This window comes from Euryhalocaulis caribicus (genome assembly GCF_000412185.1).
Taxonomy (GTDB): domain Bacteria; phylum Pseudomonadota; class Alphaproteobacteria; order Caulobacterales; family Maricaulaceae; genus Euryhalocaulis; species Euryhalocaulis caribicus.
On the sequence record NZ_ASJA01000015.1, the window covers coordinates 73,482 to 94,492 of the forward strand.

The window sequence follows — 21,011 nt, forward strand, 5'->3', positions numbered from 1 at the left end:
TCCCCGGTTTAATTTGAGAGTCGTTTATGCCGCCAGTCCTCTCCATTTCCGGTCTTTCGAAAACCTATCAGGGCGGCTTTCAGGCGCTGACCGATGTCGATCTGGAGATCGAGAAGGGTGAGATTTTCGCACTGCTGGGCCCCAATGGCGCGGGCAAGACGACGCTGATCAGCATTGTCTGCGGCATCGTCACCGCCACCGCCGGCAAGGTGACGGTCGATGGCCATGACATTCAGCGCGACTACCGCGTGGCGCGCTCCAAGATCGGGCTGGTTCCGCAGGAGCTGACAACCGATGCGTTCGAGACGGTCTGGGACACGGTCAGTTTTTCGCGCGGCCTGTTCGGCAAGGCGCCCGACCCAGCGCATATCGAAGCGACGCTGAAATCGCTGAGCCTGTGGGACAAGCGCAAAGAGAAGATCATGAATCTTTCCGGTGGCATGAAGCGCCGGGTGCTGATCGCCAAGGCGCTGAGCCATGAACCGGAAATCCTGTTCCTGGACGAGCCCTCCGCCGGGGTGGACGTGGATCTGCGCCGGGACATGTGGGCGCAGGTGCGGGCGCTGCGCGAAAGCGGCGTCACCATCATCCTGACCACGCACTATATCGAGGAAGCCGAGGAGATGGCCGACCGCATCGGCGTGATCTCTCAAGGCAAGCTGGTCCTGGCCGAGCAGAAAGAAACGCTGATGCAGCGCCTGGGCGGCAAGGAGCTGACGCTGCAATTGCAGGACCCGCTGAGCGAAATTCCGGCCGAGCTGGGCGAGTGGAATCTGACGCTGGGCGATGACGGCTATGCGCTGATCTACACGTTCGACGCGAACGAGGAACGCACGGGCATCCCGTCCCTGCTGCGCCGGATCAGCGATCTGGGCATAGGGTTCAAGGACCTCAACACACGCCAGCGTTCGCTGGAGGAAATCTTTGTCAGCCTAGTGAGGAACGGCGCATGAGCGGTCAAAGCCAGGTTCCCGCCTTCAACGCCTGGGGCGTGTGGGCGATCTACCGGTTTGAAATGGCGCGCGCCCTGCGCACGCTGTGGCAGAGCGTGGCGACCCCGGTCATCACGACGGTGCTGTATTTCGTGGTGTTCGGCGCGGCCATTGGCGGCCGCATGGGCGAGGTGGACAGCGTCTCCTACGGCGCCTTCATCGTGCCGGGCCTGATCATGATGACGCTGTTCATGCAATCGATCTTCAACGCCAGTTTCGGAATCTATTTCCCGAAATTCACCGGCACGATCTATGAGCTTCTGTCCGCGCCGGTCAGCTATCTGGAAATCCTGCTGGCCTATGTCGGCGCGGCGGCGACCAAGTCCATCGTTCTGGGCCTGATCATCCTTGTCACCGCATCCTTCTTCGTGCCGTTGCAGATCCTGCATCCGGTCTGGATGGTGGCTTTTCTGGTGCTGACGGCGGTGACGTTCTCGCTGTTCGGGTTCATCATCGGTATCTGGGCGGAAAGCTTCGAACACCTCCAGTTCATCCCGATGCTGATTATCACCCCGCTGACTTTCCTGGGCGGCGCCTTCTATTCCATCGACATGCTGCCGCCCTTCTGGCGGACCGTGACCCTGTTCAATCCGGTGGTCTATCTGATCAGCGGCTTCCGCTGGTCGTTTTTCGAGACCTCGGACGTGGGGATCATGGCCAGCCTGATTGCGACGCTGGGCTTCTTCTTCGCGTGCCTGGCCGTGGTCTGGTGGATGTTCAAGACGGGCTACAAGCTGAAGAGCTAGAGAGACCCGGACCGATGCTGAGAGCGGGAACTGCGGACGATTACGCGGCGCTGGGAGAGACCATGTTTGCCGCTGTAAGGGAGGGGCCGAGCCTCTACACCGAACGCCAGCGCCAGGCCTGGGTCCCGGCCGCGCGTTCAGGCGAGGAATGGAATGCGCGGCTTGGTCGGCAGGAAATCATTTTGTCGGAACGCGGACAGGAAATCGAAGGCTTCATGACCCTTGCGGAAGAGGGCTATATCGATTTCGCCTTCATCCGTCCGGAAAGCCAGGGTACTGGACTGTTCCGCCGTTTGTTCGAGGCGATACGCCAGCGCGCGCAACAGCACGGCGTCAACCGTCTCTGGGTTCATGCGAGCCTCACCGCCGAGCCGGCCTTCTCGGCAATGGGCTTCACGATCCTGCGCCAGGAAGCTGTTGAGGTCGGCGGCGAGACCCTCAAACGGTTCGAGATGGAAATGACGTTGCCAGCGCAATAAGCGCATCTCCAGCCTCGAACCGCGGCTGTCATTTCTGGCTGCCGGGGTTTCTGTTTTACCCTCGAATTAGCGGCGAACAGCTGAAGAGCTAGCGCCTCAGGCCTTGGGCCAGTCGTCCTCCCGCAGCGTCTTTCCGGTCTCCAGCAACGTCTTGAGGTTGGAGATGACGGCCGGCCAACCCTGCGTGACGCCTTTCTCCATATCGGAGCCGGCGATCAGGTCGGAGTGGGTGACGGTGAGGCGGGTGTCCGGGCCAAGCGCGATCAGTTCGATGGTGACGCGCGACTCCTGGTCGGGGTCGTGCGCGTTCTTTGGCGATGTCCAGCTGAAGACCATCCTGTTGGGCGGGTCCATCTCGATCACCTTGCCGGTGATATCGACCGTGTCGCTGCCGTCGGAGCGCACATGTTCCCACCGCGAGCCTTGTTTCCAGTCGGATTCGTTGTAGTGGCCCCAATAGGCCTTGGTGAGTTCGCGGTCGAGCAGGCCGTTCCAGACGGTTTCCTGATCGGCGGCAATGAAGACGGTATAGACAAAATCCGGGGCGCGTTCAGGCACGTCGTTTCTCCTTTGACGTTTCCATCTGTTCCTTGAAGTCGGTGAGAGCATCCACGCGGGCGTCCTCGAACTTGCCGACCCAGCGGCGGACGATCTCGCCGATCGGAACCGGGTTGAGATAGTGGAGCTTCTCCCGCCCCCGCCATGCCGTGCTGACCAGATTGGCTGATTCCAGGATGGCCAGATGCTTGGCCACGGCCTGCCGCGACATGGGCATGTTTTCGGCCATCTCGCTCAAGCTCTGGCCGTTACGCGCGAACAGCGCGTCCAGCAGGGACCGGCGGCTTTCATCGGCAAGGGCGCGGAAGACATCGCTCATGACCCGGACTCATATGCAACTATATGGTTGCATGTCAAGTCATGTTCAAACCGGTCATGAAAATCCGGGTTTCAGATCAGAGCAGTCCCAGCGACTTGAAGCTGGCGACCTCGTTTGCGCCTACGACCAGATGGTCATGCACCATGATCCCCAGCGGTTTGCCGGCCTCGATAACCTGCCGGGTCATGTCGATATCGGCGCGCGAGGGCGTGGGATCGCCGGAGGGGTGATTATGGACCAGAACGATGGCGGTCGCGCCCAGTTGCAGAGCGCGTTTCATGATTTCGCGCGGATAGACCGGGGCATGATCCACGGTGCCCTTGCCCAGGATTTCATCGTCGATCAGGCGGTTCTTCTTATCCAGGAACAGCACATGGAATTCTTCGCGCTGGGGGTCCGACATGGCGGTGCGGGCATAATCCAGCAAGGCCGACCAGGATGAGATGACCGGACGATTGATGACCCGGTTGCGCAACATGCGCACCGACGCGGCCTCGACGATTTTAAGCTCCAGCGCCGTTTTTTCCTTGATGCCCTTGACCTCCATCAGGCGCGGGGCGGGCGCGGCCATGACATCGGCAAAGGATCCGAATTCGGCGATCAGCGCCTTGGCGATGGGTTTGACGTCCTGCCGGGGAAGTGCGCGGGCGAGCAGCAGCTCCAGCATTTCATAGTCCGCCAGTGCGTCCGCGCCGGCGTCTGCAAAGCGCTGGCGCAGCCGTTCCCTGTGTCCGTGATAGTGCGGCTGATCCGCCACGCCCCCTTGCGCCCCGCCGTCCGTCAGGCCGCGTAGGGTGGTTTGTCGAGGCCCTTGGGCGATTTCGTGAACACCTCGAAACCATCCTCCGTCACGCCGATGGAATGTTCGAACTGGGCCGACAGGGAGCGGTCGCGCGTTACCGCCGTCCAGCCGTCTTCAAGGATCTTCACGCCGGGTTTGCCCAGATTGATCATCGGTTCGATGGTGAAGAACATGCCGGGCTTCAGCTTCATGCCGTGGCCCGGGCGTCCGTAATGCACGACATTGGGCGGGGCGTGGAAGACCTCGCCAATGCCGTGGCCGCAGAAATCCCGCACCACGGAGCAACGGGCGCGCTCGGCGTGCTCCTGGATGGCGTGGCCGATATCGCCCAGCGTGGCGCCGGGCTTTACCGCCTCGATCCCCTTCCACATGGACTCGAACGTGATGTCGATCAGGCGCTCGGCCTTCCGGCGCGGTTCGCCCATCACCACCATGCGGCTGGTGTCGCCGTGCCAGCCATCGACGATCAGGGTGATGTCCAGATTCATGATGTCGCCGTCCTTCAGGGGCTTTTCAGCCGGAATCCCGTGACAGACGACGTGATTGATCGAGGTGCAGACGAAGTTCTGGAAGCCCCGGTAATAAAGCGTGGCGGGCGTGGCGCCGTGATCCAGCGCGAATTCGCGCGCCAGGTCGTCCAGCGCCTGCGTGGTCACGCCGGGCTTTGCGGCCAGCACCAGCTCGTCCAGCGCGGCGGCGGCCAGCTGGCCCGCCTTGCGCATGCCTTCAAAGGCTTCAGGCCCGTGAATCGTCGGTTCGCCGCGGTGTAGGGCCGGCGCGGCGTCGGCCAGTGAATCGGTCATGGTCAAAATCTTGGTTGCGTCTGAACCCTTATATAGGCCGCCGGAGCCTATTCATAAACGCTGCATCGCGGCTTCGACCGCAGGCTTCACCGCGTAATGGCTTTTCAGCTCCGCGCTCATGCGCGCCGGCTTGCCGGAATCGAGGTCGAAGCAGACGATTTTCCAGAGCGCCCGGAACAGGGTCTTGCCGTCTTCGGCGCGGCGGATCTGGAAGCGCCGCTCGGCGCGCAGGCGGCGGTCGGATGCGGTGACCCAGACCGCGATATCCAGATCGTCGCCCGCAAAGGACGCGGCCAGATAGTCATACTCGGCGCGCATGATGGCCATGCCGCGCCGGGCGGCGATGCAGGTCTCCTCGTCGAACCCCTCGGAATCCCAGTGCGCCCAGGCGGTCTCGTCCAGCCAGCGCGGATAGACGCCGTTATTGACGTGGCCGAAGGCGTCGATGTCTTCAGCCCGCGCGGCGACGCGGTAGATGAAGGGGTCGGGCAGGTCCCAGTCCGTCACTGGCGAAGCTCTATGATGTTGAACTCGCTCTCATAATACGGGTCCGGGAATTCCATGCGCAGATGGTTTTCCCCGATGCGGTAGAGGCGGGCGATCTGGTCGCGCTCCTCGCCGCGTCCATATTCGGGCGGCGCTTCGTCGTCATAGCGCAGCCCGCCCAGATACAGCCAGCTCTGCCCGCCTTCGGGATAGAGATAGCCCTCCGTGCGCTGGGAGCCGGTGGTCTTGCGGAAGCGCAGCGCGCCGTCGCCCTGCGTGATGCGGCACTCGAACCAGTCATAAAGGATGGCCGGCAGGCCGAAATCCTTGCCGCCCAGCTTGATGACCCGGCAGTCATACGTCCCATAGAGATCGTCGGGCGCGGCCGTCAGGGCCGGGGCGTCCAGCAGGGCGTTGACCGCCGCCGCGTCGGCCGCGTCCGCTTCCGCATTCATCCGCGCCACCGCGCTTTCGCGGTGCTGGTCCAGGTTCGACAGGCGCTGGCGGTCATTGGGCGTGGGCTCCGGCGCGGTCATGTTGCGCGCGGGCGGAGCTGACGTTTCGCCGTCATCCGGCGCGGCGGGCGGGGGCGGCGCGGGGCTGGCGCAGGCGGCCAGGGTCAGCACGGCGAGGGCGGTAAGAAGTCGGTTCATGTCGGGTCCTCCTGACAGAGCGCCCCATAGCTATCGGATCGCGCGCCCCATATCACCCTTAGAACGCGCGATGTTTTGAGGGAAAAATGACCAGAACCGTGACCGCCGCCGTGCTGCTGATCGGGGACGAGCTTCTGTCCGGACGCACGCGGGACATCAATCTGCAGCAGATCGGACAGTTCCTGGCCCCTGTCGGCATCGACGTGTCGGAGGCGCGCGTGGTGCGCGATGACAGGGACCAGATCGTGGACGCGCTGAACACGCTGCGCGCCGCCCATGACTATGTTTTCACTACCGGCGGCATTGGCCCGACGCATGACGACATCACCGCCGATTGCGTCGCCGCCGCCTTTGGCGTGTCCATCGATATACGCGACGACGCGCTGGCGATCCTCGAAGAATGGTACGCCAAAAGCGACGCGGACCTGACCGATGCGCGCCGCCGCATGGCGCGCATACCGCACGGCGCGGCGCTGATCGCCAATCCGGTGACCGGCGCGCCGGGGTTTCAGCTTGAGAACGTGTTCGTGATGGCGGGCGTGCCGAAAATCATGCGCGGCATGCTGGAGGATGTCGCGGGCCGGCTGGAAGGCGGGACCGAAACGCAATCGGTCACCGTTCCGGCGGAAGGGCTGCGCGAGGGCGATATCGCGGCGGCGCTGGGCGAAATCCAGCAGGATTTCGAGTCTGTCTCGCTGGGCTCCTATCCCTATTTCAATGATGACGGCACGCGCGGGGTGAACATCGTGGCGCGGTCGCGCGACGCGGACGCCCTGCATAAGGCGGAGGCCGCGCTTCGCCGTCTGGTTGACGCGCAGGGCAGGTCAGCGTCCTGAAAATGCATGGCTGGTTTGCAAAAGCGCCTGTTCCCGGCGCGCAGCCCATGCCGCAGCCTCAGGCAAATTCGCGTTTGCCAGCCTCACGGTCTGGCGCCATAGGAAGCGCAGCCTTGGCCTTTGCCCCATGCCGGGCGGGGCGCATAAATACCATTAACGGCGGTCCGCCGAACGAGACACGCCGCACTCACCAGCAGCCAAGAGGGTAAGCCCATGCGTGTCGGTGTCCCGACTGAGATCAAGAACAATGAGTTCCGCGTCGGCCTGTCGCCGGCCAGCGTCCGCGAATATGTCGGCCGCGGTCACGAAGTGACCGTTCAGGCGGGCGCGGGCGCGGGCATTGGCTGCGACGACGCGGCCTATGAAGCCGCCGGCGCCTCCATCGCGCCGGACGCGGCCGCCGTCTTCAAATGGGCGGAAATGATCGTGAAGGTGAAAGAGCCGCAGCCCGAGGAATGGGTGCAGCTTCGCGAGGACCAGATTCTCTACACCTATCTGCACCTGGCCCCCGATCCGAAACAGACTCAGGGATTGCTGGAGTCCGGCGTCAGCGCCGTGGCTTACGAGACGGTGACCGACGCCGCGGGCGGCCTGCCCCTGCTGGCCCCGATGAGCGAGGTCGCCGGGCGGCTTTCCATTCAGGCCGCGGCGCAGGCGCTGCAGAAGAATAATGGCGGGCTTGGCATGCTGCTGGGCGGCGTGCCCGGCGTGCTGCCGGCGAAAGTGGTGGTTCTGGGCGGCGGCATTGTCGGCCTGAACGCGGCGCGCATGGCCATGGGTCTTGGCGCGGACGTCACCATCATGGAGCGTTCAAACGCCCGCATGCGCTATATCGACGACGTCTTCGGCGGCCGCATCCGCACGCGCTATTCCACCGCGCAGGACGTGGACGAGGCGATCGACGAGGCGGACGCGGTGATCGGCGCGGTCCTGATCCCGGGCGCCAGCGCGCCCAAGCTGGTCACGCGCGAGATGCTGAAAGACATGAAGCCGGGCTCGGTGGTGGTGGATGTCGCCATCGACCAGGGCGGCTGTTTCGAAACCTCCCACGCCACCACTCACGCGGACCCGACCTATGTGGTTGAGGAAGTCGTGCATTACTGCGTGGCGAACATGCCGGGCGCGGTGCCGAAAACCTCGACCCATGCCCTGAACAACGCCACCCTGCCTTACGGCCTGCAACTGGCCGATCAGGGGCTGGAGGCGATCAAGGCCAACCCGCACCTGCAGGACGGCCTCAATACGCACAAGGGCAAGGTCACCAACATGCACGTCGCCGAGAGCCTGAATCTCGACTTCGTCGCGCCGCTGGACGCGCTGGGCCGGTAAGGCTCAGCCCTCGCTCATCGGGGTAATGGCGGGCGCGACGACTTTCTTGCGGGAGTCGAAGCGCCTGCCCAGCTCCTGGGCTTCCTCTTCGCTAAACTCCTTGCGGGCGAGGGTGAAGAACTCTTCTTCCTCCTCTTCCATGTGGTGCTCGATCAGCTCCTTCATGGCTCCGAATTTCTGACCCCATTGCTCATTGTCCTTGGGCATGGTGTCGAGCTCTTCAAGCATGGAATTGACCATGTGGTGCTCGTTCTTGGCCTCGTAGGATTCAGCGGAGTCGCCCTTCTGGGTCAGCAGGTCGTAAAAGGTGGCTTCCTCCACCTTGTGATGCGACCACAGATCAATCTTGAAATCCTCGAACAGGTCGTGGCGCGTCTTCTTGGCGCGCGCAGTGGTGTCCGCGATCTGGTTCATCAGCTCGCGCGCCTTGTCGTGATCTTCCTTGATCCGCGTATAGATATCCATGTCCGTACAAATTCCTTGGCTGGCTTGGGCGGCGCTGATCAAACGGATCAGAAAAAATCCGGTTCCAGCGGCGTTGCGGGGATTGAGCCGCGCGGCAAACACGGCATGATCGCAGCCCACGTGCGGACGTGGCGGAATTGGTAGACGCAAGGGACTTAAAATCCCTCGGCCGAATGGCCTTGCGGGTTCGATCCCCGCCGTCCGCACCACATATCTGAAGCGACGCCGGGGAGCCGCCAATGTCCGGACCCTTCCGCCAGCCCTGCGATGAAGGCGTGCTGCGCACGTCCGGCGATTGTGAGGGCGCGGCCCGGCGCAAACGCTATCTGACCCTGACGGCCTGCGTTCTGGGCTCGGCGCTGGTCTTCATTGACGGATCGGTGGTGGCCGTGGCCCTGCCGGTGATGCGGGCGCAGCTTCCGGCCGATGTCGTCCAGACCCAGTGGATCGTGAACATCTACATGCTGATGCTGGCCGCTTTCACCCTGCTGGGCGGGGCCGGGGCGGACCGGTTCGGGCGCAAGCGCGCCTTCCTGGCGGGCGTGGCCGGGTTTGCCGCCGCCTCGATATTCTGCGGCCTTGCCCCCAACGCCAATGCGCTGATTGCGGCCCGCGCGCTGCAGGGACTGGCCGGCGCTGTGCTGGCCCCGGCCAGTCTGGCGCTGATCGCGGCGACCTTCCCGAAGGCAGAGCGCGGCGCGGCGATAGGGGTATGGGCGGGCGCCTCCGCCCTGACCACCGCGCTCGGCCCGGTGCTGGGCGGCTGGATCGTCGATGTGCTCAGCTGGCGCTATATTTTCTATCTCAATATTCCCATCGCGCTCGCCGCGCTGGCGGCGGGCGCGGTTTTCAGCGGCGAAAGCCGGGACGAGGCGGCGCGCCGTCTGGACTGGCCGGGCGCGGCGCTGGCCGTTCTGGCGCTGGGCGCGCTGGCCTTCTCGCTGACCCGGCTGGGGGAGCGGAATATCGGCGATCTCCGGGCTTGGGCCGCCCTGGCGCTTTCACTGATCCTCGCCGCCGCCTTCCTGATGCGGGAGAAGAATGCCTCCAGTCCGATGATGCCGCTGGGGATTTTCTCGTCCTTGCGGTTCTCCGCCCTTAACGCCCTGACGCTTTGCCTCTATGCGGCGCTGTCATCTGCATTCCTTTTATTGCCTTTTGAACTGACAGAAGCGCGGGGCCTGAGCGCGGCCGCCGTGGGCGCGGTCTTTCTGCCCTTCACCTTGCCGATGGGATTTCTCTCGTCGGTGTCAGGCGCATTGCAGAATCGCGTCGGCGCGCGGCTGTTGCTGGTCGCCGGTCCCGTACTGGCGGCGCTTGGGTTCGCGTTGCTGGCTGCGGGCCGTGACTGGCCGCTCTGGGCCGGAGTGCTTGCGCCGATGGGCGTGACGGGGTTCGGGTTCGCGCTGTTTGTCGCGCCGCTGACCGATGGCGTCATACGCGCCGCGCCGGAACGGCATGAGGGGCTGGCCTCCGGCGTCAATAACGCCGCCAGCCGCATTGCCGGGATGATCGGCGTGGCGCTGGCGGGCGCGCTGGCCGCCGCCCTTGGCGGGTTCACCGGCGCCTATCCTTGGATCATGGCGGGCGCCGCCGCGCTCACGCTGGTTGGCGCGGGCTTCGGCTGGACCGGCGCAGGCGCGCGCCAAGGAAAATAAAAAATCTTCGGAACCGGTTTGGACGGTCAACCGTTCACTTTTCCGGAATTAAACTGGAGGACTTCATCATGCTCCGTTGGGCGCTAATCTTCTTCATCATTGCGATCATCGCCGCCGTGTTCGGTTTTGGCGGCATCGCGGGCGGTGCGGCTCAGATCGCCGTGATCCTGTTCTGGATCTTCGTGATCCTGTTCGTGCTGAGCATTCTGGCCGGACTTGTCAGGGGCCGACGCTGACGCACCGGCTGATACAGCCAGACAATGAAAAGGCGCCGCAAACGCGGCGCCTTTTTTTATGCGTGATACAGGGAAGGGATCAGGCCTTGCGAAGCCAGGTGTCGACTTCCTCGCGCGCGGCCTCGCGATCCTTGCCGTAGCGTTCCTGGATCTTGCCGATCAGCTGTTCGCGCCGGCCTTCAACCCAGTCCAGATCGTCATCGGTCAGCTTGCCCCACTGGGCCTGCGCCGAGCCTTTGAGCTGTTTCCACTTTCCTTGAAGTTCGTCGGTATTCATGTCCGTCTTCCTTGTTGCTTGGCGGGCGGAAAATAGAACGAAATCCCCCGGCCGCCGTTCCCGCCAACGCTGCTCAAGCCTCGCCAAGCTCCAGATAGGCGGCGTCCCGCGCCAGAACCTCGACAAGGAAATCGAACAGGGCGCGCAGACGGGCGCTGGTGCGCAATTCCCGGTGCGTGACCAGCCAGAGATCCAGCGCCATGGCGGAGGTGTCGGGCAGAAGCCGCGTCAGGTCTTCCCGGTTGGCCGCCCAGCGGTGGGACAGCACGCCGACGCCGAACCCGGCCACTACAGCCGACATGTGGGCGGCGGGGCTGTTGGTGTGGAAGGTGATCCGGCCCGGCGCGACGGGCTGGCCGCCGATTTCCGGGGGCCAGATCACGCCGGTCCCGAAATTGGCCCAGACCGTATCGTGACTGGCCAGGTCGTCCAGCGTACCGGGCGCGCCGCGCCGCTCCACATAGGATGTCGCGGCGTAGAACCCGAAGCCGACCCGCGCCGCGCGGCGGGCCAGCGTGGTCGCCTGTTCGCCGGGGCCGCCAAATCGCAAGGCGATATCGGCCTCCCGCCGCACCAGATTGGCCGTGCGCGCCTCCACCGTCACATGCGTGATGATGTCGGGATAGCGTTCATGGAATTCTCCCAGAACCCGGGGCAGCCATTCCGTGCCGATGCCCTCGCCAACCGACAGCGTGATGTCGCCGGTCAGGCCGGTGCTCTGGCCCTCCGCGGCGGTTTCGGCGCTGAACCATTCACGCTCCATGACGCGGGCGTGCTCCAGAACCGCCTCGCCGCTATCGGTCAGGCTCAGGCCGCGCGGCCCGCGTGAGAACAGGGTGGCGCCAAATCGCGCCTCCAGCGCCTCGACCCGCCGGCCCACGGTGGGCTGGCTCATCTTCAGCTTGCGGCCCGCTGCGGACAGGCTGCCCGCGTCGGCAACCGCCAGGAAGATCCGGACATCATCCCAATTATTCATAATTGTATATCAACTAGCCAAAAACCAACATTCTCATTTAATAATAGACGATCCATCTCTGGAGCGCCAACAGCGATCAGGAGAATGCGATCATGTCTGGAATTATCGAAACCGCCGCGGCCGCTCTGGCCCTGTCTTTCGCCGGATCGGTCGGCGCCGATCATTTTGAAGTGAAGACGTTCGGCCCGTCCCTTGTTCAGGTCGGCGCGCGCGCCGCGCTGGATGGCGATTACGACAAGGCGGAACGCTTCACGCGCCGCGCGCTGGAAGAACCCGTCAGCTACAAGTCGAAAGCCATCGCCTGGGCCAATCTATGCGCCATCGCCGCCCGGCAGGGCGATATGGCGGGCGCCGAGGCGGCCTGCGACGCCGCCCTGCAGGAAAACCCGGCCAGCGATATCGCTCGCCGCAACCGCGCGGCCCTGCGTTACCAGCAGGGCGAATACGCGCTGGCGCAGCGGGATCTTGATATCCTGTTCGAGGACGGCGCGGACGCCGGGGCCGAAAGATTGCGGGCCGCGGTGAACAGCGCCCGGACCCAGCTGGCGACAGCGCGCTAGACGCGTCAGGCGGCTTCCGCCTCAGCACGGCCGGCGGGGGCGTCCGCGTCCCCGCCGCTCTGCTTTTCACGCACATCGGCCAGCCATGCGGCGATCGTCTCATTGTCCACCTGGATGGCGCGCAGCATGTCCACCACCAGCTCCACCCCCTTGGGTTTTCCCTTCACGATCACGGCGTGAATGCCCAGCGCGGCGTGACGCTCCTGATCATGGCGGGTCTCCACGGCCACGAAACGCTCCAGATCGGGATATTGCTGCTTGAGGAAGGGCGTCAGCTCTTCCGACAGCTCGAACCGCGGACGGGAAATGACCAGCGCGCAGGCGTTCGTCATGCCGATTGTCTCCATCAGGCGCATATCGGCGGCGTCCCCGAACGTGACGTGATAGCCGTCAGCGATGGCGGAGATGAACGCGTCCGGGTCGATTTCCATGGCCAGATGATCCCGCTTTGCGAAGGTCAGCGCATCGACGGCCAGCCGCCCGGTCTGGTTCATGCCGAACACCACGACGGGCCGCGCGTCGGGCGAGGCGGAGGCGGGCGCCTCCTCCCCCGGCTTGCGGCGCGCCTCGACGATCTTGCGGGCCAGCTTCATGCCGGTTTGCGACCACACCGGCGTCACCGCCAGCGTCAGCGCCACCACGGCGATCAGCACGCCCGCCATGTCGCCTTCCAGCGCCCCGGCCACCGCCGGCATGGCAATGATGACCAGCGCAAACTCGGAAGACTGGGAGAGAAGAAAGCCCAGCTGCGTCGCGCCCGGCGCGGTCCAGCGATTGGCCAGCGCCGCCCCGATGATCAGCGCGGTCTTGAGCGCCAGCACGAACAGCGCGCCGCCAATGATCCAGGGCAGGTAGCCGAACAGCACGTTCAGCTCCACCGCCATACCGGCATTGATGAAGAACAGGCCCAGCAGAAGGTTGCGGAACGGCTTGGCCTCGGTCTGGATGACGTGGCGATAGGGGGTGTCGGCCACGATCATCCCGGCCAGAAACGCCCCCAGCGTCAGCGACAGGTGCAGCGCCCCGGTGGACCATGCTGCGGCCACGACCAGCAGCAGGGCGAAGGCGGTGAACACCTCGTCATTGCGGGTGCGGGCGAGGGCCTTGAACACCGGGGTGATGACCAGCCGCCCCAGCGTCAGCGCCACCACGAACGCCGCCGCGCCCTTCAACGCCGCCATGCCGGCGTCCGCCGCCACGCTGTGTTCCCCGTCCCCGGCCAGCGACGCGACGAAGACCAGCAGGAAGATCGCCACGATGTCCTGGAAAATCAGAACCGCCGTTCCGCTGCGCCCCAGCGGGCAGGTTTGCAAATTCCGCTCGGCCAGCACGCGCGCCACGACGGCGGTGGAGGACAGCGCCAGCGCCCCGCCCACGGCGATGGCGATGGGCCAGTCCAGTCCGGCGAACCGGGCAAGGGCGATAAAGGCCGCCCCGCACAGCGCCATCTGCGCGGGGGCCAGGCCCAGCATGTCCGCCTTGCGCTCCACCAGATCCCGCGCGGAGAAATGCAGCCCGATATCGAACAGCAGGAACACCACGCCCAGCTCCGCCAGGAAGGCCGTTGTCTCGTTATCCTCCAGCACGCCCAGCGCGCCGGGGCCCAGCAGCACCCCCGCGGCGAGGAATCCGACAATGGGCGAAATGCGCAGCGGCCGGGCAATCAGGATCGCCCCCACGCCGGCGGCCAGAAAGATCAGTGCGGGCAACAGAAAATCGGCGCCGTGCATGGGCGGCTCCCTTAAAAGCGCGGGACGTTGCGCCCAATATAGGCACAAAACGCGCAAGCGCGATTGTATTCCCGCGCGCCTCCGGTTTAGGACACGCCTATTATGACAGACGAACGCTATTCAGGCCTGGAACAGCTGGGCTCCACGTCGGACGCCCCGGCTTCCCCGGATGAGGCCGTGCTGGAGCGGGTGGAGAACCCCGCCACAGACGCCCCTTACGTCATCCGTTTCACGGCCCCCGAATTTACCTCCATCTGCCCGGTGACCGGGCAGCCGGACTTTGCCCATATCGTGATCGATTACGTGCCGAAGGACTGGATCGTCGAATCCAAGAGCCTGAAACTGTTCCTGACCAGTTTCCGTAATCACGGCGCCTTTCACGAGGCCTGCACCATGACCATCGCCCGGCGCCTGATCGACCGGCTGGATCCGGTCTGGCTGCGCATTGGCGGCTACTGGTATCCGCGCGGCGGCATTCCCATCGACATCTTCTTCCAGACGGGCGAGGCGCCGAAAGGCGTCTGGGTCCCCGATCAGGGCGTGGCGCCGTATCGCGGCCGGGGGTAGGGGGCGTGAGCCGCGACAATCCCTGGACCCGCCTGAAACGCCGCATCGTCTATGAGAACCCGTGGATCCGGGTGTTCGAGGACGACGTGATCACGCCCGGCGGCACGCCCAGCATCTATGGCCTGCTGTCGGCGCGGCACACCGCCATCGGCGTCCTGCCCATAGAGGAGGACGGGACGATCTGGCTGGTCGGCCAGTGGCGCTATGCGCTGGACCGCTTCAGCTGGGAATGCCCGGAAGGCGGCGGGCGTCTGGACGCCGACCCGCTGGACGAGGCCAGGCGCGAGCTGCTGGAGGAAACCGGGCTGGAGGCGGAAAACTGGGACGAGATGATCCGCTTTCATCTTTCCAACTCCACCTCTGACGAACTGTCCATTTGCTATATCGCGACAGGCTTGAAGCGCGTGGCGGAGCCGGACCCGGAGGACGCCGAAGCGGACATGGAAATCGACCGTGTTCCTTTCATGGATGCCCTCAATCGCGTGCTGTCGGGCGAAATAACTGACTCGCTGACGGTGGCGATGCTGCTGCGGGCGCACCATATGGCCGTGACGGGCGAAATTGGCGCGCCGCTGGCCCGTGCTATGCTTGGCGAGCAAGGGACGAAGCCATGACAGAACTTCACGCGGTATCGACGGACGCCAGCCACGAATCCCCGTGGCCGACGCTGAGGCTGGAAGCCGCCGCCGCGGCGGCGGAGGAGCCGGTGCTGTCCGGCTTCATGAACGCCTCGGTTCTCAACCACAGGACGCTGGGCGCGGCGCTGGCCTATACGCTGGCGCGCAAGCTGGGCGACGGGGATCTGAACGCCCTGCAGGCCCGCACCGTGTTCGAGGAGGCGCTGGCCGCCGATTCCGGCATCGCCGAAGCCGCGACCGAAGACCTGCTGGCGGTTTATGAGCGCGACCCGGCCTGCCGCACCTATCTTCAGCCCTTTCTCTACTACAAGGGCTATCACGCGCTTCAGTCCTATCGCGTCGCCCACTGGCTGTGGGGCGAGGGGCGGGAGACGATGGCCCTGCACATCCAGTCCATCGTCTCGGAGACGTTCGGCGTGGACGCCCACCCCGCCGCGACCATCGGCAAGGGCGTGATGATCGACCATGCGACCTCGGTCGTGATCGGCGAAACGGCGCAGGTCGGCGATGGCTGCTCCCTGCTGCACGAAGTGACGCTGGGCGGCACCGGCGCGCGCGGCATCGACCGTCACCCGAAACTTGGCAAGGGCGTGCTGGTCGGCGCGGGCGCCAAGGTGCTCGGCCCCATCAATATCGGGGACGAGGCGCGCATCGCCGCCAACTCCGTCGTGCTGAAGGACGTGCCCGCCCGCTGCACCGTCGCCGGCGTTCCGGCCAAGGCCGTGGGCCGCTGTGGCGACCGCCCGGCGGAGAGCATGGATCACAGCCTTTAAAGCGGCGATCCGGTGGACGGAACGGCGCGCGCTCTATAGTTAGAGCGGCAATTCAAACCATTCATACTCAATGCGAAGGGAGCCGCCGTGCCGACTGTCAGAGACGACGAAATCCGCCGCCTGGAAGCCTATCTCCAGACCAAGCTCAACCCGAACCTGGACGTGCGCAAGCGCTCCCAGACGGACGACTCGCTGGAAGTCTACAAGGGCGACGAATTCCTCGGGATCATCTTCAAGGACGACGAAGACCCGAAAGACATCTCCTATAATTTCGACATGGCGATCCTTGAGATCGACCTGCCGAAAATGGGCGAGGCCTGAGCGGCCCGCCGCACTTACAGCCCTGTCATTGACTTGCCAGGGCTGACGCGGCATATGCCGCGCTTCCCGCAAACGCGCGGGATACATTGAAAAGCAACGGGTGACGTGAGCGCCGCCGTTTCAATCGCAGGGCCCATGGGGGGCGCTGCCGGACCACGTCGTTGAGAGGAATGCATGTCGAAGCGCGAATCCGCGAAGTACAAGATTGACCGCCGCATGGGCGAGAACATCTGGGGCCGTCCGAAGTCCCCGGTGAACAAGCGCCAGTACGGCCCGGGCGAGCACGGCCAGCGCCGCAAGTCCAAACTGTCCGATTTCGGCCTGCAGCTGCGCGCCAAGCAGAAGCTGAAAGGCTATTACGGCAACATCACCGAGAAGCAGTTCCGCAACACCTACAAGGAAGCGTCCCGCCAGAAGGGCAACGCCGCGGAAAACCTGATCGGCCTGCTGGAATCCCGTCTCGACGCGCTGGTCTATCGCGCCAAGTTCGTGCCGACCGTCTTCGCCGCGCGCCAGTTCGTGAACCACGGCCACGTGACCGTGAACGGCAAGAAGGCCAAGACGCCGTCCATGCGCCTGCGCGCCGGCGACGTCATTCAGATTCGCGAGAAGTCCCGCAACATGGCCCTGGTGCTGGAAGCCCTGGAAAGCCAGGAGCGCGACATCCCCGATTATATCGAGGTCGAAGCCAAGGGCATGACCGCCACCTATATCCGTCAGCCGGAATTTGCGGACGTGCCGTATCCGGTCCAGATGGAGCCGAACCTGGTTATCGAATTCTACTCCTCGTAAAACTCGGGGAATTTCGAAAAACGGATCAGGGGGCGCTCTCCAAAGCGCCCCCTTTTCTCTGTTAACTTATGGTATGACGCGCCTCATGACCGGCCCTGATCCGAATAATCCGCAACCGCTGCCGGACCATCCGCGCGTCTGTTTCCTGAAGCCGGTTGTCAAAAATCCGCTGATCGAGATCGGCGATTACACCTATTATGACGACCCGGTCGCCCCCGAGACGTTCGAGGACAAGTGCGTCCATTACCACTATGACTTCATCGGCGATAAGCTGGTGATCGGTAAGTTCTGCGCCATCGCGGCGGGCGTCAGCTTCATCATGAACGGGGCCAACCATCCGATGGCCGGCTTCTCAACCTTCCCGTTCGAGATTTTCGATCATGGCTGGGAAGACTTCGCCAGGGACGCCGACCCCAAGGAAGGTTTCCGGGGCGATACGGTCATCGGCCATGATGTCTGGATCGGCCGCGACGCCTCCTTCATGCCGGGCGTGGAGGTCGGGCATGGCGCGATTATCGCCGCCAAGAGCGTCGTCGCCTCCGACGTGCCGCCATTCGGCGTCGTCGCCGGTAATCCGGCGCGCCTGATCCGCATGCGTTTCGACGATCACATCATTGATGATCTGCTGGATATCGCGTGGTGGGACTGGCCGCTGGAGACCATCAGCGCGCATCTGAAAGAAATCCGCGGCGCCGACATGGCGGCGCTTAAGAAGGCCGCGCCGAAGCGGGGCTAGTGCTCGGTCATGTCCAGCTTGGACGGATAGACCGCCAGATGATCCTTGATCTCTGACACGCCATCCCTGGGGTCCTCGTAGGACCATATCGCATTCTCGATCAGACCGTCCGGCGTGCGGACGTGATAATGCGTGGCGTCGCCCTTATAGGGGCAATGCGTGACGTGATCCGACTTTTCCAGAAGCGCCATCGCGGCGGCGTCGCGTGCGAAATAGAAGACCGGTTTATAACCTGCTTCTTTCAGCACCAGAACGACATTGGCCTCGATAATCGTCCGGCCGCCGGCCTCGACCGTCACCCGGCGGGGTTCGGTCTCAATCGTGATCGGATGGTCGCCGGCGGATTTGCTCATGGCTGTCAGGCCGCCTCTTCCAGAACGCCCTTGTCGGCGAGATAGGTTTTCAGCTCGCCCTGTTCGAACATCTCGCGGACAATGTCGGCGCCGCCGACAAATTCGCCCTTCACGTAAAGCTGCGGGATGGTCGGCCAGTCGGTGAAGGCTTTCACGCCCTCGCGGATTTCCTGACGCTCCAGCACGTTCACGCCCTGATATTTCACGCCCAGATAGTCCAGCACCTGCGCGACGACGGAGGAAAACCCGCATTGCGGGAAGGTCGGCGTGCCCTTCATGAACACAACGACATCGTTGGATTCCACGATGGACTTGATTTCGTCGAGGACGGCCTGGTCGGTCATAATCGGTTACTCGCTTCGCGTTGGGCGTTGGTCAAACAGCTAGGAAGGCGGTTGGTTCAAATCAAGCGTCCTGGCAGCGTCGGCGTTAGCCTCCAGATGCTTCAGGCGGGTGGTGGAGAATAGCGCACAATCGCATGCGCCGCTCGCCACGGCGTATTTCAGGCACTCATCGGGCTTCAGATAGCTGCGCATGCGCCGGTCGCCGCGCGCCCATTTGGCCAGAACGCGCAAATCGGCCGGCCGGGTGGGAATGCGCGGCCCGCCCATGGAGGGCGAAAATATCTCGATCCCGAACAGCCCCAGCCCGGCATCCCGCGCCGCGCTGATCCGCTTCGCCTCGGGCGGGGTCAGGCGCACATGCACCGGGGCCATCAGAAGGTCGAACGCCCTGGTGTCCAGCGCGGCATAGATCTCGTCGCCGCGCCCGCACATGCCCAGATAGCGATACTTGCCCTCCGCCTTCATGTCGGACAGCGCCGTCATCAGGCCGTCCGTCATCTGGTCCGCGCCTGGTCCGTGCAGGAAGAACGCATCCACGGCGCCCACGCCCAGCCGCGCCAGAGAAGCCTCCAGCGAGGCGCGCACGCCGTCCGCAGAGAAGTCTTTCTTCCATGCGCCGCCTTCGCGATACGTGCCGGCCTTGGTGCTGAGAAACAGCGTATCCCGGTCCAGTCCCTCTATCGCCCGGCCCAGCCGTGTCTCGGCCTCGCCCGCGCCGTAAAAGGGGGCGGTATCGAACGCGGTGACGCCCAGCGCGGCCGCGCGCCGGATCAGTTTTTCCGTATGGCCGGCGCGCGTCCATGCCGCGGCGTGCGGGCCCGATATTCCAAGGCCCAGAACCGGGATTTCAGCGCCGGTCGCGCCCAGGGGGCGGCGCGGGATCAAGGCGCGCTGGTTTCCAGCGCCAGGGCGTGCAGCTCCCCGCCCATCTTGCCCTTCAGGGCGGCATAGACGGTCTGGTGCTGTTTGACGCGCGTCATGCCGGCGAAGTCCGCGGAGACCACTTTCGCCTTGTAGTGGTCGCCATCCCCGGCAAGGTCGGTAATCTCGATCTCGGCGCCGGGAAACGCCTCGCGCAGCATCGATTCCAGCTGGTCGGCGGGAAGGGCCATGACTTAAGTCTCCTCGTTGAACTCGCGTGGCGGGCCGCGCCGCCTTGCGCTAGACTTAATGAAGGCACGCCCCGCGCGCAAAGGAGAGACGGTAATGTTGCTGCGAATGGTACTGACAGGCGCCGGAGCGGCGCTCATCCTGGCGGCCTGCGGCGGCGGCGATCCCGATCCGATCGGCAAGACGACAGGGCCGGAGCCGCAACTGGAAGCGCCCAGGGTCCAGACCCTTCCCACCATCAAGACCGCTGACCCGATCGGCTGGGCGGAGGGCGAGGCCCCGGCCGCGCCGGAAGGTTTCACCGTCAACGCCTTCGCCCGCGATCTCAATCATCCGCGCCAGGTTTTCGTGATGGACAACGGCGATGTCCTGATCGCTGAATCCTCGAGCGAGCCCAGCGAGGGCGGCGGCATCCGCGGCTTTTTCGAGCGCCGCATCATGGGCAATGCCGGCGCGCTGGAAGACGAAAGCCCCGACAATCTCATCCTGCTGCGCGACACGAACGGCGACGGCGCGGCCGATGAGCGGCATCTCCTGCTGGACGATCTGAACCAGCCCTTCGGGATCGAATATCTGGACGGCTTCCTCTATGTCGCCAATACCGACGCCCTGATCCGCGTTTCCTATCAGCCGGGCCAGACGGAGATCCTGGAAACCCCAGAAAGGGTCGCCGACCTGCCCTTCAATACGGGCAATAACGGCCACTGGACGCGCAATGTTATCGCCTCGCCGGACGGCCGGACCCTGTTTGTCGCCGTCGGATCGGTCTCCAATGTCGGCGATAGCGGCATGGGCGTGGAGCAGAACCGCGCAGCCATCCACGCCTATGACCCCGACGGATCGAACATGCGCCTGTACGCGACCGGCCTGCGCAATCCGGTCGGGCTGGCGATCAATCCCCAAAACGGGGCCTTGTGGACCGCCGTGAACGAGCGCGACATGCTGGGCGACGATCTGGTGCCCGATTACATGACCAGCGTTCGGGAGGGCGGTTTCTATGGCTGGCCCTGGTCCTATTTCGGCCAGAACATGGATCCGCGCTTCGAGCGCGAATCCGTGCCGATGGAAACGGTCACTGGCGCCATCAAGCCGGACTATGCGCTGGGCGCGCACACCGCTTCTCTGGGCCTGACCTTTTATGAAGGATCAGGGTTCCCGGTCCGCTATCAGGGCGGCGCGTTTATCGGCCAGCACGGCTCATGGAACCGCTCTGACTTCGCCGGCTACAAGGTGGTCTTCGTGCCGTTCGCGAACGGCGAACCCGCGGGCGAGGCGGAAGATTTCCTCACCGGATTCCTCACCGAAGACGACGAAGCGCATGGCCGCCCGGTGGGCGTCGCCGTGGCGCAGGACGGCGCGTTGCTGGTCACCGACGATGTCGGCGATGTCCTCTGGCGCGTCGCGCCGGAGTAAGGGAATAGCTAACAAACCGAGCAGGGTCAGTCCCTTCTCCCCTATGGAGGGGAGAAGGT

At 64.4% G+C, this 21,011-nt stretch carries 29 protein-coding genes and 1 tRNA gene; 16 read left to right on the forward strand and 14 right to left on the reverse strand.

Going from position 1 to position 21,011, the window contains the following annotated elements:
- The first annotated feature begins 26 nt into the window (after positions 1 to 26).
- The 3 genes from L338_RS12505 to L338_RS12515 are packed head-to-tail and all read left to right on the forward strand — an operon-like array spanning position 27 to position 2,217.
- The gene (locus tag L338_RS12505) at positions 27 to 953 is read left to right on the forward strand and encodes an ABC transporter ATP-binding protein (protein ID WP_022698736.1); all 927 of its coding nucleotides are present in this window, start codon (positions 27 to 29) and stop codon (positions 951 to 953) included.
- Positions 950 to 1,738, forward strand: coding sequence for an ABC transporter permease (locus L338_RS12510; protein ID WP_022698737.1), 789 nt, complete (start codon positions 950 to 952; stop codon positions 1,736 to 1,738). Before L338_RS12505 ends, L338_RS12510 begins: the two co-directional genes overlap by 4 nt.
- A gap of 14 nt (positions 1,739 to 1,752) precedes the next feature.
- Positions 1,753 to 2,217, forward strand: coding sequence for a GNAT family N-acetyltransferase (locus tag L338_RS12515; protein WP_022698738.1), 465 nt, complete (start codon positions 1,753 to 1,755; stop codon positions 2,215 to 2,217).
- A gap of 96 nt (positions 2,218 to 2,313) precedes the next feature.
- Here the strand turns inward: L338_RS12515 and L338_RS12520 are convergent, their stop codons facing one another.
- The 6 genes from L338_RS12520 to L338_RS16685 form a co-directional block, all read right to left on the reverse strand.
- On the reverse strand, positions 2,314 to 2,775 hold the full coding sequence (locus L338_RS12520; protein ID WP_027068519.1) for an SRPBCC family protein: 462 nt from the start codon (positions 2,773 to 2,775) through the stop codon (positions 2,314 to 2,316).
- A complete protein-coding gene (locus tag L338_RS12525) occupies positions 2,768 to 3,094 on the reverse strand; it encodes an ArsR/SmtB family transcription factor (RefSeq protein ID WP_027068520.1) in 327 nt (108 codons plus the stop codon). The genes L338_RS12520 and L338_RS12525 overlap by 8 nt, the downstream gene beginning before the upstream one ends.
- A 76-nt stretch (positions 3,095 to 3,170) precedes the next feature.
- Complete coding sequence (gene radC, locus L338_RS12530) at positions 3,171 to 3,914, reverse strand: RadC family protein (RefSeq protein WP_081639616.1); 744 nt, start codon at positions 3,912 to 3,914, stop codon at positions 3,171 to 3,173.
- A complete protein-coding gene (gene map / locus L338_RS12535; RefSeq protein WP_022698740.1) occupies positions 3,875 to 4,699 on the reverse strand; it encodes a type I methionyl aminopeptidase in 825 nt (274 codons plus the stop codon). The genes radC and map overlap by 40 nt, the downstream gene beginning before the upstream one ends.
- Positions 4,700 to 4,750: 51 nt before the next feature.
- Positions 4,751 to 5,206 (reverse strand): acyl-CoA thioesterase, encoded by a 456-nt coding sequence (locus L338_RS12540; RefSeq protein WP_022698741.1) that lies wholly within the window; start codon positions 5,204 to 5,206, stop codon positions 4,751 to 4,753.
- Entirely contained in the window at positions 5,203 to 5,838 is a 636-nt protein-coding gene (locus L338_RS16685; protein WP_022698742.1) for a DUF4893 domain-containing protein, read from the reverse strand. Before L338_RS16685 ends, L338_RS12540 begins: the two co-directional genes overlap by 4 nt.
- An 86-nt stretch (positions 5,839 to 5,924) precedes the next feature.
- On the opposite strand from L338_RS16685, the gene L338_RS12550 reads away from it, so the two are divergent.
- Positions 5,925 to 6,674, forward strand: a complete 750-nt coding sequence (locus L338_RS12550; protein WP_022698743.1) for a competence/damage-inducible protein A — start codon at positions 5,925 to 5,927, stop codon at positions 6,672 to 6,674.
- 213 nt (positions 6,675 to 6,887) lie between these two features.
- Positions 6,888 to 8,003 (forward strand): alanine dehydrogenase, encoded by a 1,116-nt coding sequence (ald, locus tag L338_RS12555; protein ID WP_022698744.1) that lies wholly within the window; start codon positions 6,888 to 6,890, stop codon positions 8,001 to 8,003.
- A gap of 3 nt (positions 8,004 to 8,006) precedes the next feature.
- Here the strand turns inward: ald and L338_RS12560 are convergent, their stop codons facing one another.
- Positions 8,007 to 8,468, reverse strand: coding sequence for a hemerythrin domain-containing protein (locus tag L338_RS12560; protein ID WP_081639617.1), 462 nt, complete (start codon positions 8,466 to 8,468; stop codon positions 8,007 to 8,009).
- Positions 8,469 to 8,590: 122 nt separating this feature from the next.
- Between L338_RS12560 and L338_RS12565 the strand changes: the two genes are divergently transcribed.
- The 3 genes from L338_RS12565 to L338_RS17115 all read left to right on the forward strand — a co-directional run bounded on the left by L338_RS12565 (position 8,591) and on the right by L338_RS17115 (position 10,362).
- A tRNA-Leu gene (locus L338_RS12565) sits at positions 8,591 to 8,677 on the forward strand.
- A 30-nt stretch (positions 8,678 to 8,707) separates the two neighbouring features.
- Positions 8,708 to 10,126: an MFS transporter gene (locus tag L338_RS12570; protein WP_022698745.1), complete on the forward strand. Its 1,419-nt coding sequence runs from the start codon at positions 8,708 to 8,710 to the stop codon at positions 10,124 to 10,126.
- 68 nt (positions 10,127 to 10,194) lie between these two features.
- Positions 10,195 to 10,362, forward strand: coding sequence for a DUF1328 family protein (locus tag L338_RS17115; RefSeq protein WP_022698746.1), 168 nt, complete (start codon positions 10,195 to 10,197; stop codon positions 10,360 to 10,362).
- 79 nt (positions 10,363 to 10,441) lie between these two features.
- Here L338_RS17115 and L338_RS12580 read toward each other — a convergent pair whose 3' ends face one another.
- Together L338_RS12580 and L338_RS12585 are read right to left on the reverse strand one after the other, a co-directional pair.
- Complete coding sequence (locus L338_RS12580; RefSeq protein ID WP_022698747.1) at positions 10,442 to 10,639, reverse strand: CsbD family protein; 198 nt, start codon at positions 10,637 to 10,639, stop codon at positions 10,442 to 10,444.
- A gap of 73 nt (positions 10,640 to 10,712) precedes the next feature.
- Positions 10,713 to 11,615: a LysR family transcriptional regulator gene (locus L338_RS12585; RefSeq protein WP_022698748.1), complete on the reverse strand. Its 903-nt coding sequence runs from the start codon at positions 11,613 to 11,615 to the stop codon at positions 10,713 to 10,715.
- Between the two features lie 92 nt (positions 11,616 to 11,707).
- On the opposite strand from L338_RS12585, the gene L338_RS12590 reads away from it, so the two are divergent.
- Positions 11,708 to 12,175, forward strand: a complete 468-nt coding sequence (locus L338_RS12590) for a tetratricopeptide repeat protein (RefSeq protein ID WP_022698749.1) — start codon at positions 11,708 to 11,710, stop codon at positions 12,173 to 12,175.
- A gap of 5 nt (positions 12,176 to 12,180) precedes the next feature.
- Here the strand turns inward: L338_RS12590 and L338_RS12595 are convergent, their stop codons facing one another.
- On the reverse strand, positions 12,181 to 13,905 hold the full coding sequence (locus L338_RS12595) for a cation:proton antiporter domain-containing protein (RefSeq protein ID WP_022698750.1): 1,725 nt from the start codon (positions 13,903 to 13,905) through the stop codon (positions 12,181 to 12,183).
- Positions 13,906 to 14,007: 102 nt separating this feature from the next.
- On the opposite strand from L338_RS12595, the gene queF reads away from it, so the two are divergent.
- The 6 genes from queF (at position 14,008) to L338_RS12625 (ending at position 17,732) form a co-directional block, all read left to right on the forward strand.
- The gene (gene queF, locus L338_RS12600; RefSeq protein WP_022698751.1) at positions 14,008 to 14,472 is read left to right on the forward strand and encodes a preQ(1) synthase; all 465 of its coding nucleotides are present in this window, start codon (positions 14,008 to 14,010) and stop codon (positions 14,470 to 14,472) included.
- A 5-nt stretch (positions 14,473 to 14,477) separates the two neighbouring features.
- The gene (locus L338_RS12605; protein WP_022698752.1) at positions 14,478 to 15,086 is read left to right on the forward strand and encodes an NUDIX domain-containing protein; all 609 of its coding nucleotides are present in this window, start codon (positions 14,478 to 14,480) and stop codon (positions 15,084 to 15,086) included.
- On the forward strand, positions 15,083 to 15,883 hold the full coding sequence (gene cysE / locus L338_RS12610) for a serine O-acetyltransferase (RefSeq protein ID WP_022698753.1): 801 nt from the start codon (positions 15,083 to 15,085) through the stop codon (positions 15,881 to 15,883). The genes L338_RS12605 and cysE overlap by 4 nt, the downstream gene beginning before the upstream one ends.
- Before the next feature lie 87 nt (positions 15,884 to 15,970).
- Positions 15,971 to 16,204: a DUF3126 family protein gene (locus L338_RS12615; protein WP_022698754.1), complete on the forward strand. Its 234-nt coding sequence runs from the start codon at positions 15,971 to 15,973 to the stop codon at positions 16,202 to 16,204.
- A 174-nt stretch (positions 16,205 to 16,378) separates the two neighbouring features.
- Complete coding sequence (gene rpsD, locus L338_RS12620) at positions 16,379 to 16,996, forward strand: 30S ribosomal protein S4 (RefSeq protein ID WP_022698755.1); 618 nt, start codon at positions 16,379 to 16,381, stop codon at positions 16,994 to 16,996.
- 85 nt (positions 16,997 to 17,081) lie between these two features.
- A complete protein-coding gene (locus L338_RS12625; protein ID WP_027068523.1) occupies positions 17,082 to 17,732 on the forward strand; it encodes a CatB-related O-acetyltransferase in 651 nt (216 codons plus the stop codon).
- Here the strand turns inward: L338_RS12625 and L338_RS12630 are convergent.
- From L338_RS12630 to L338_RS12645, 4 genes are read right to left on the reverse strand one after another with little or no spacing between them, the layout of a single operon-like run.
- Positions 17,729 to 18,085: a DUF427 domain-containing protein gene (locus L338_RS12630; RefSeq protein WP_022698757.1), complete on the reverse strand. Its 357-nt coding sequence runs from the start codon at positions 18,083 to 18,085 to the stop codon at positions 17,729 to 17,731. The genes L338_RS12625 and L338_RS12630 overlap by 4 nt on opposite strands.
- A 5-nt stretch (positions 18,086 to 18,090) precedes the next feature.
- A complete protein-coding gene (grxD, locus tag L338_RS12635; RefSeq protein WP_022698758.1) occupies positions 18,091 to 18,429 on the reverse strand; it encodes a Grx4 family monothiol glutaredoxin in 339 nt (112 codons plus the stop codon).
- Positions 18,430 to 18,468: 39 nt separating this feature from the next.
- Positions 18,469 to 19,314 (reverse strand): aldo/keto reductase, encoded by an 846-nt coding sequence (locus L338_RS12640; protein WP_022698759.1) that lies wholly within the window; start codon positions 19,312 to 19,314, stop codon positions 18,469 to 18,471.
- Complete coding sequence (locus L338_RS12645; protein WP_022698760.1) at positions 19,311 to 19,541, reverse strand: BolA family protein; 231 nt, start codon at positions 19,539 to 19,541, stop codon at positions 19,311 to 19,313. The genes L338_RS12640 and L338_RS12645 overlap by 4 nt, the downstream gene beginning before the upstream one ends.
- A 94-nt stretch (positions 19,542 to 19,635) precedes the next feature.
- Here L338_RS12645 and L338_RS12650 point away from each other — a divergent pair, with 94 nt between their 5' ends.
- Positions 19,636 to 20,952 carry a PQQ-dependent sugar dehydrogenase gene (locus tag L338_RS12650; RefSeq protein WP_027068524.1) on the forward strand — a complete coding sequence of 439 codons (1,317 nt, stop codon included), beginning with the start codon at positions 19,636 to 19,638 and terminating at the stop codon, positions 20,950 to 20,952.
- Positions 20,953 to 21,011: the final 59 nt, after the last annotated feature.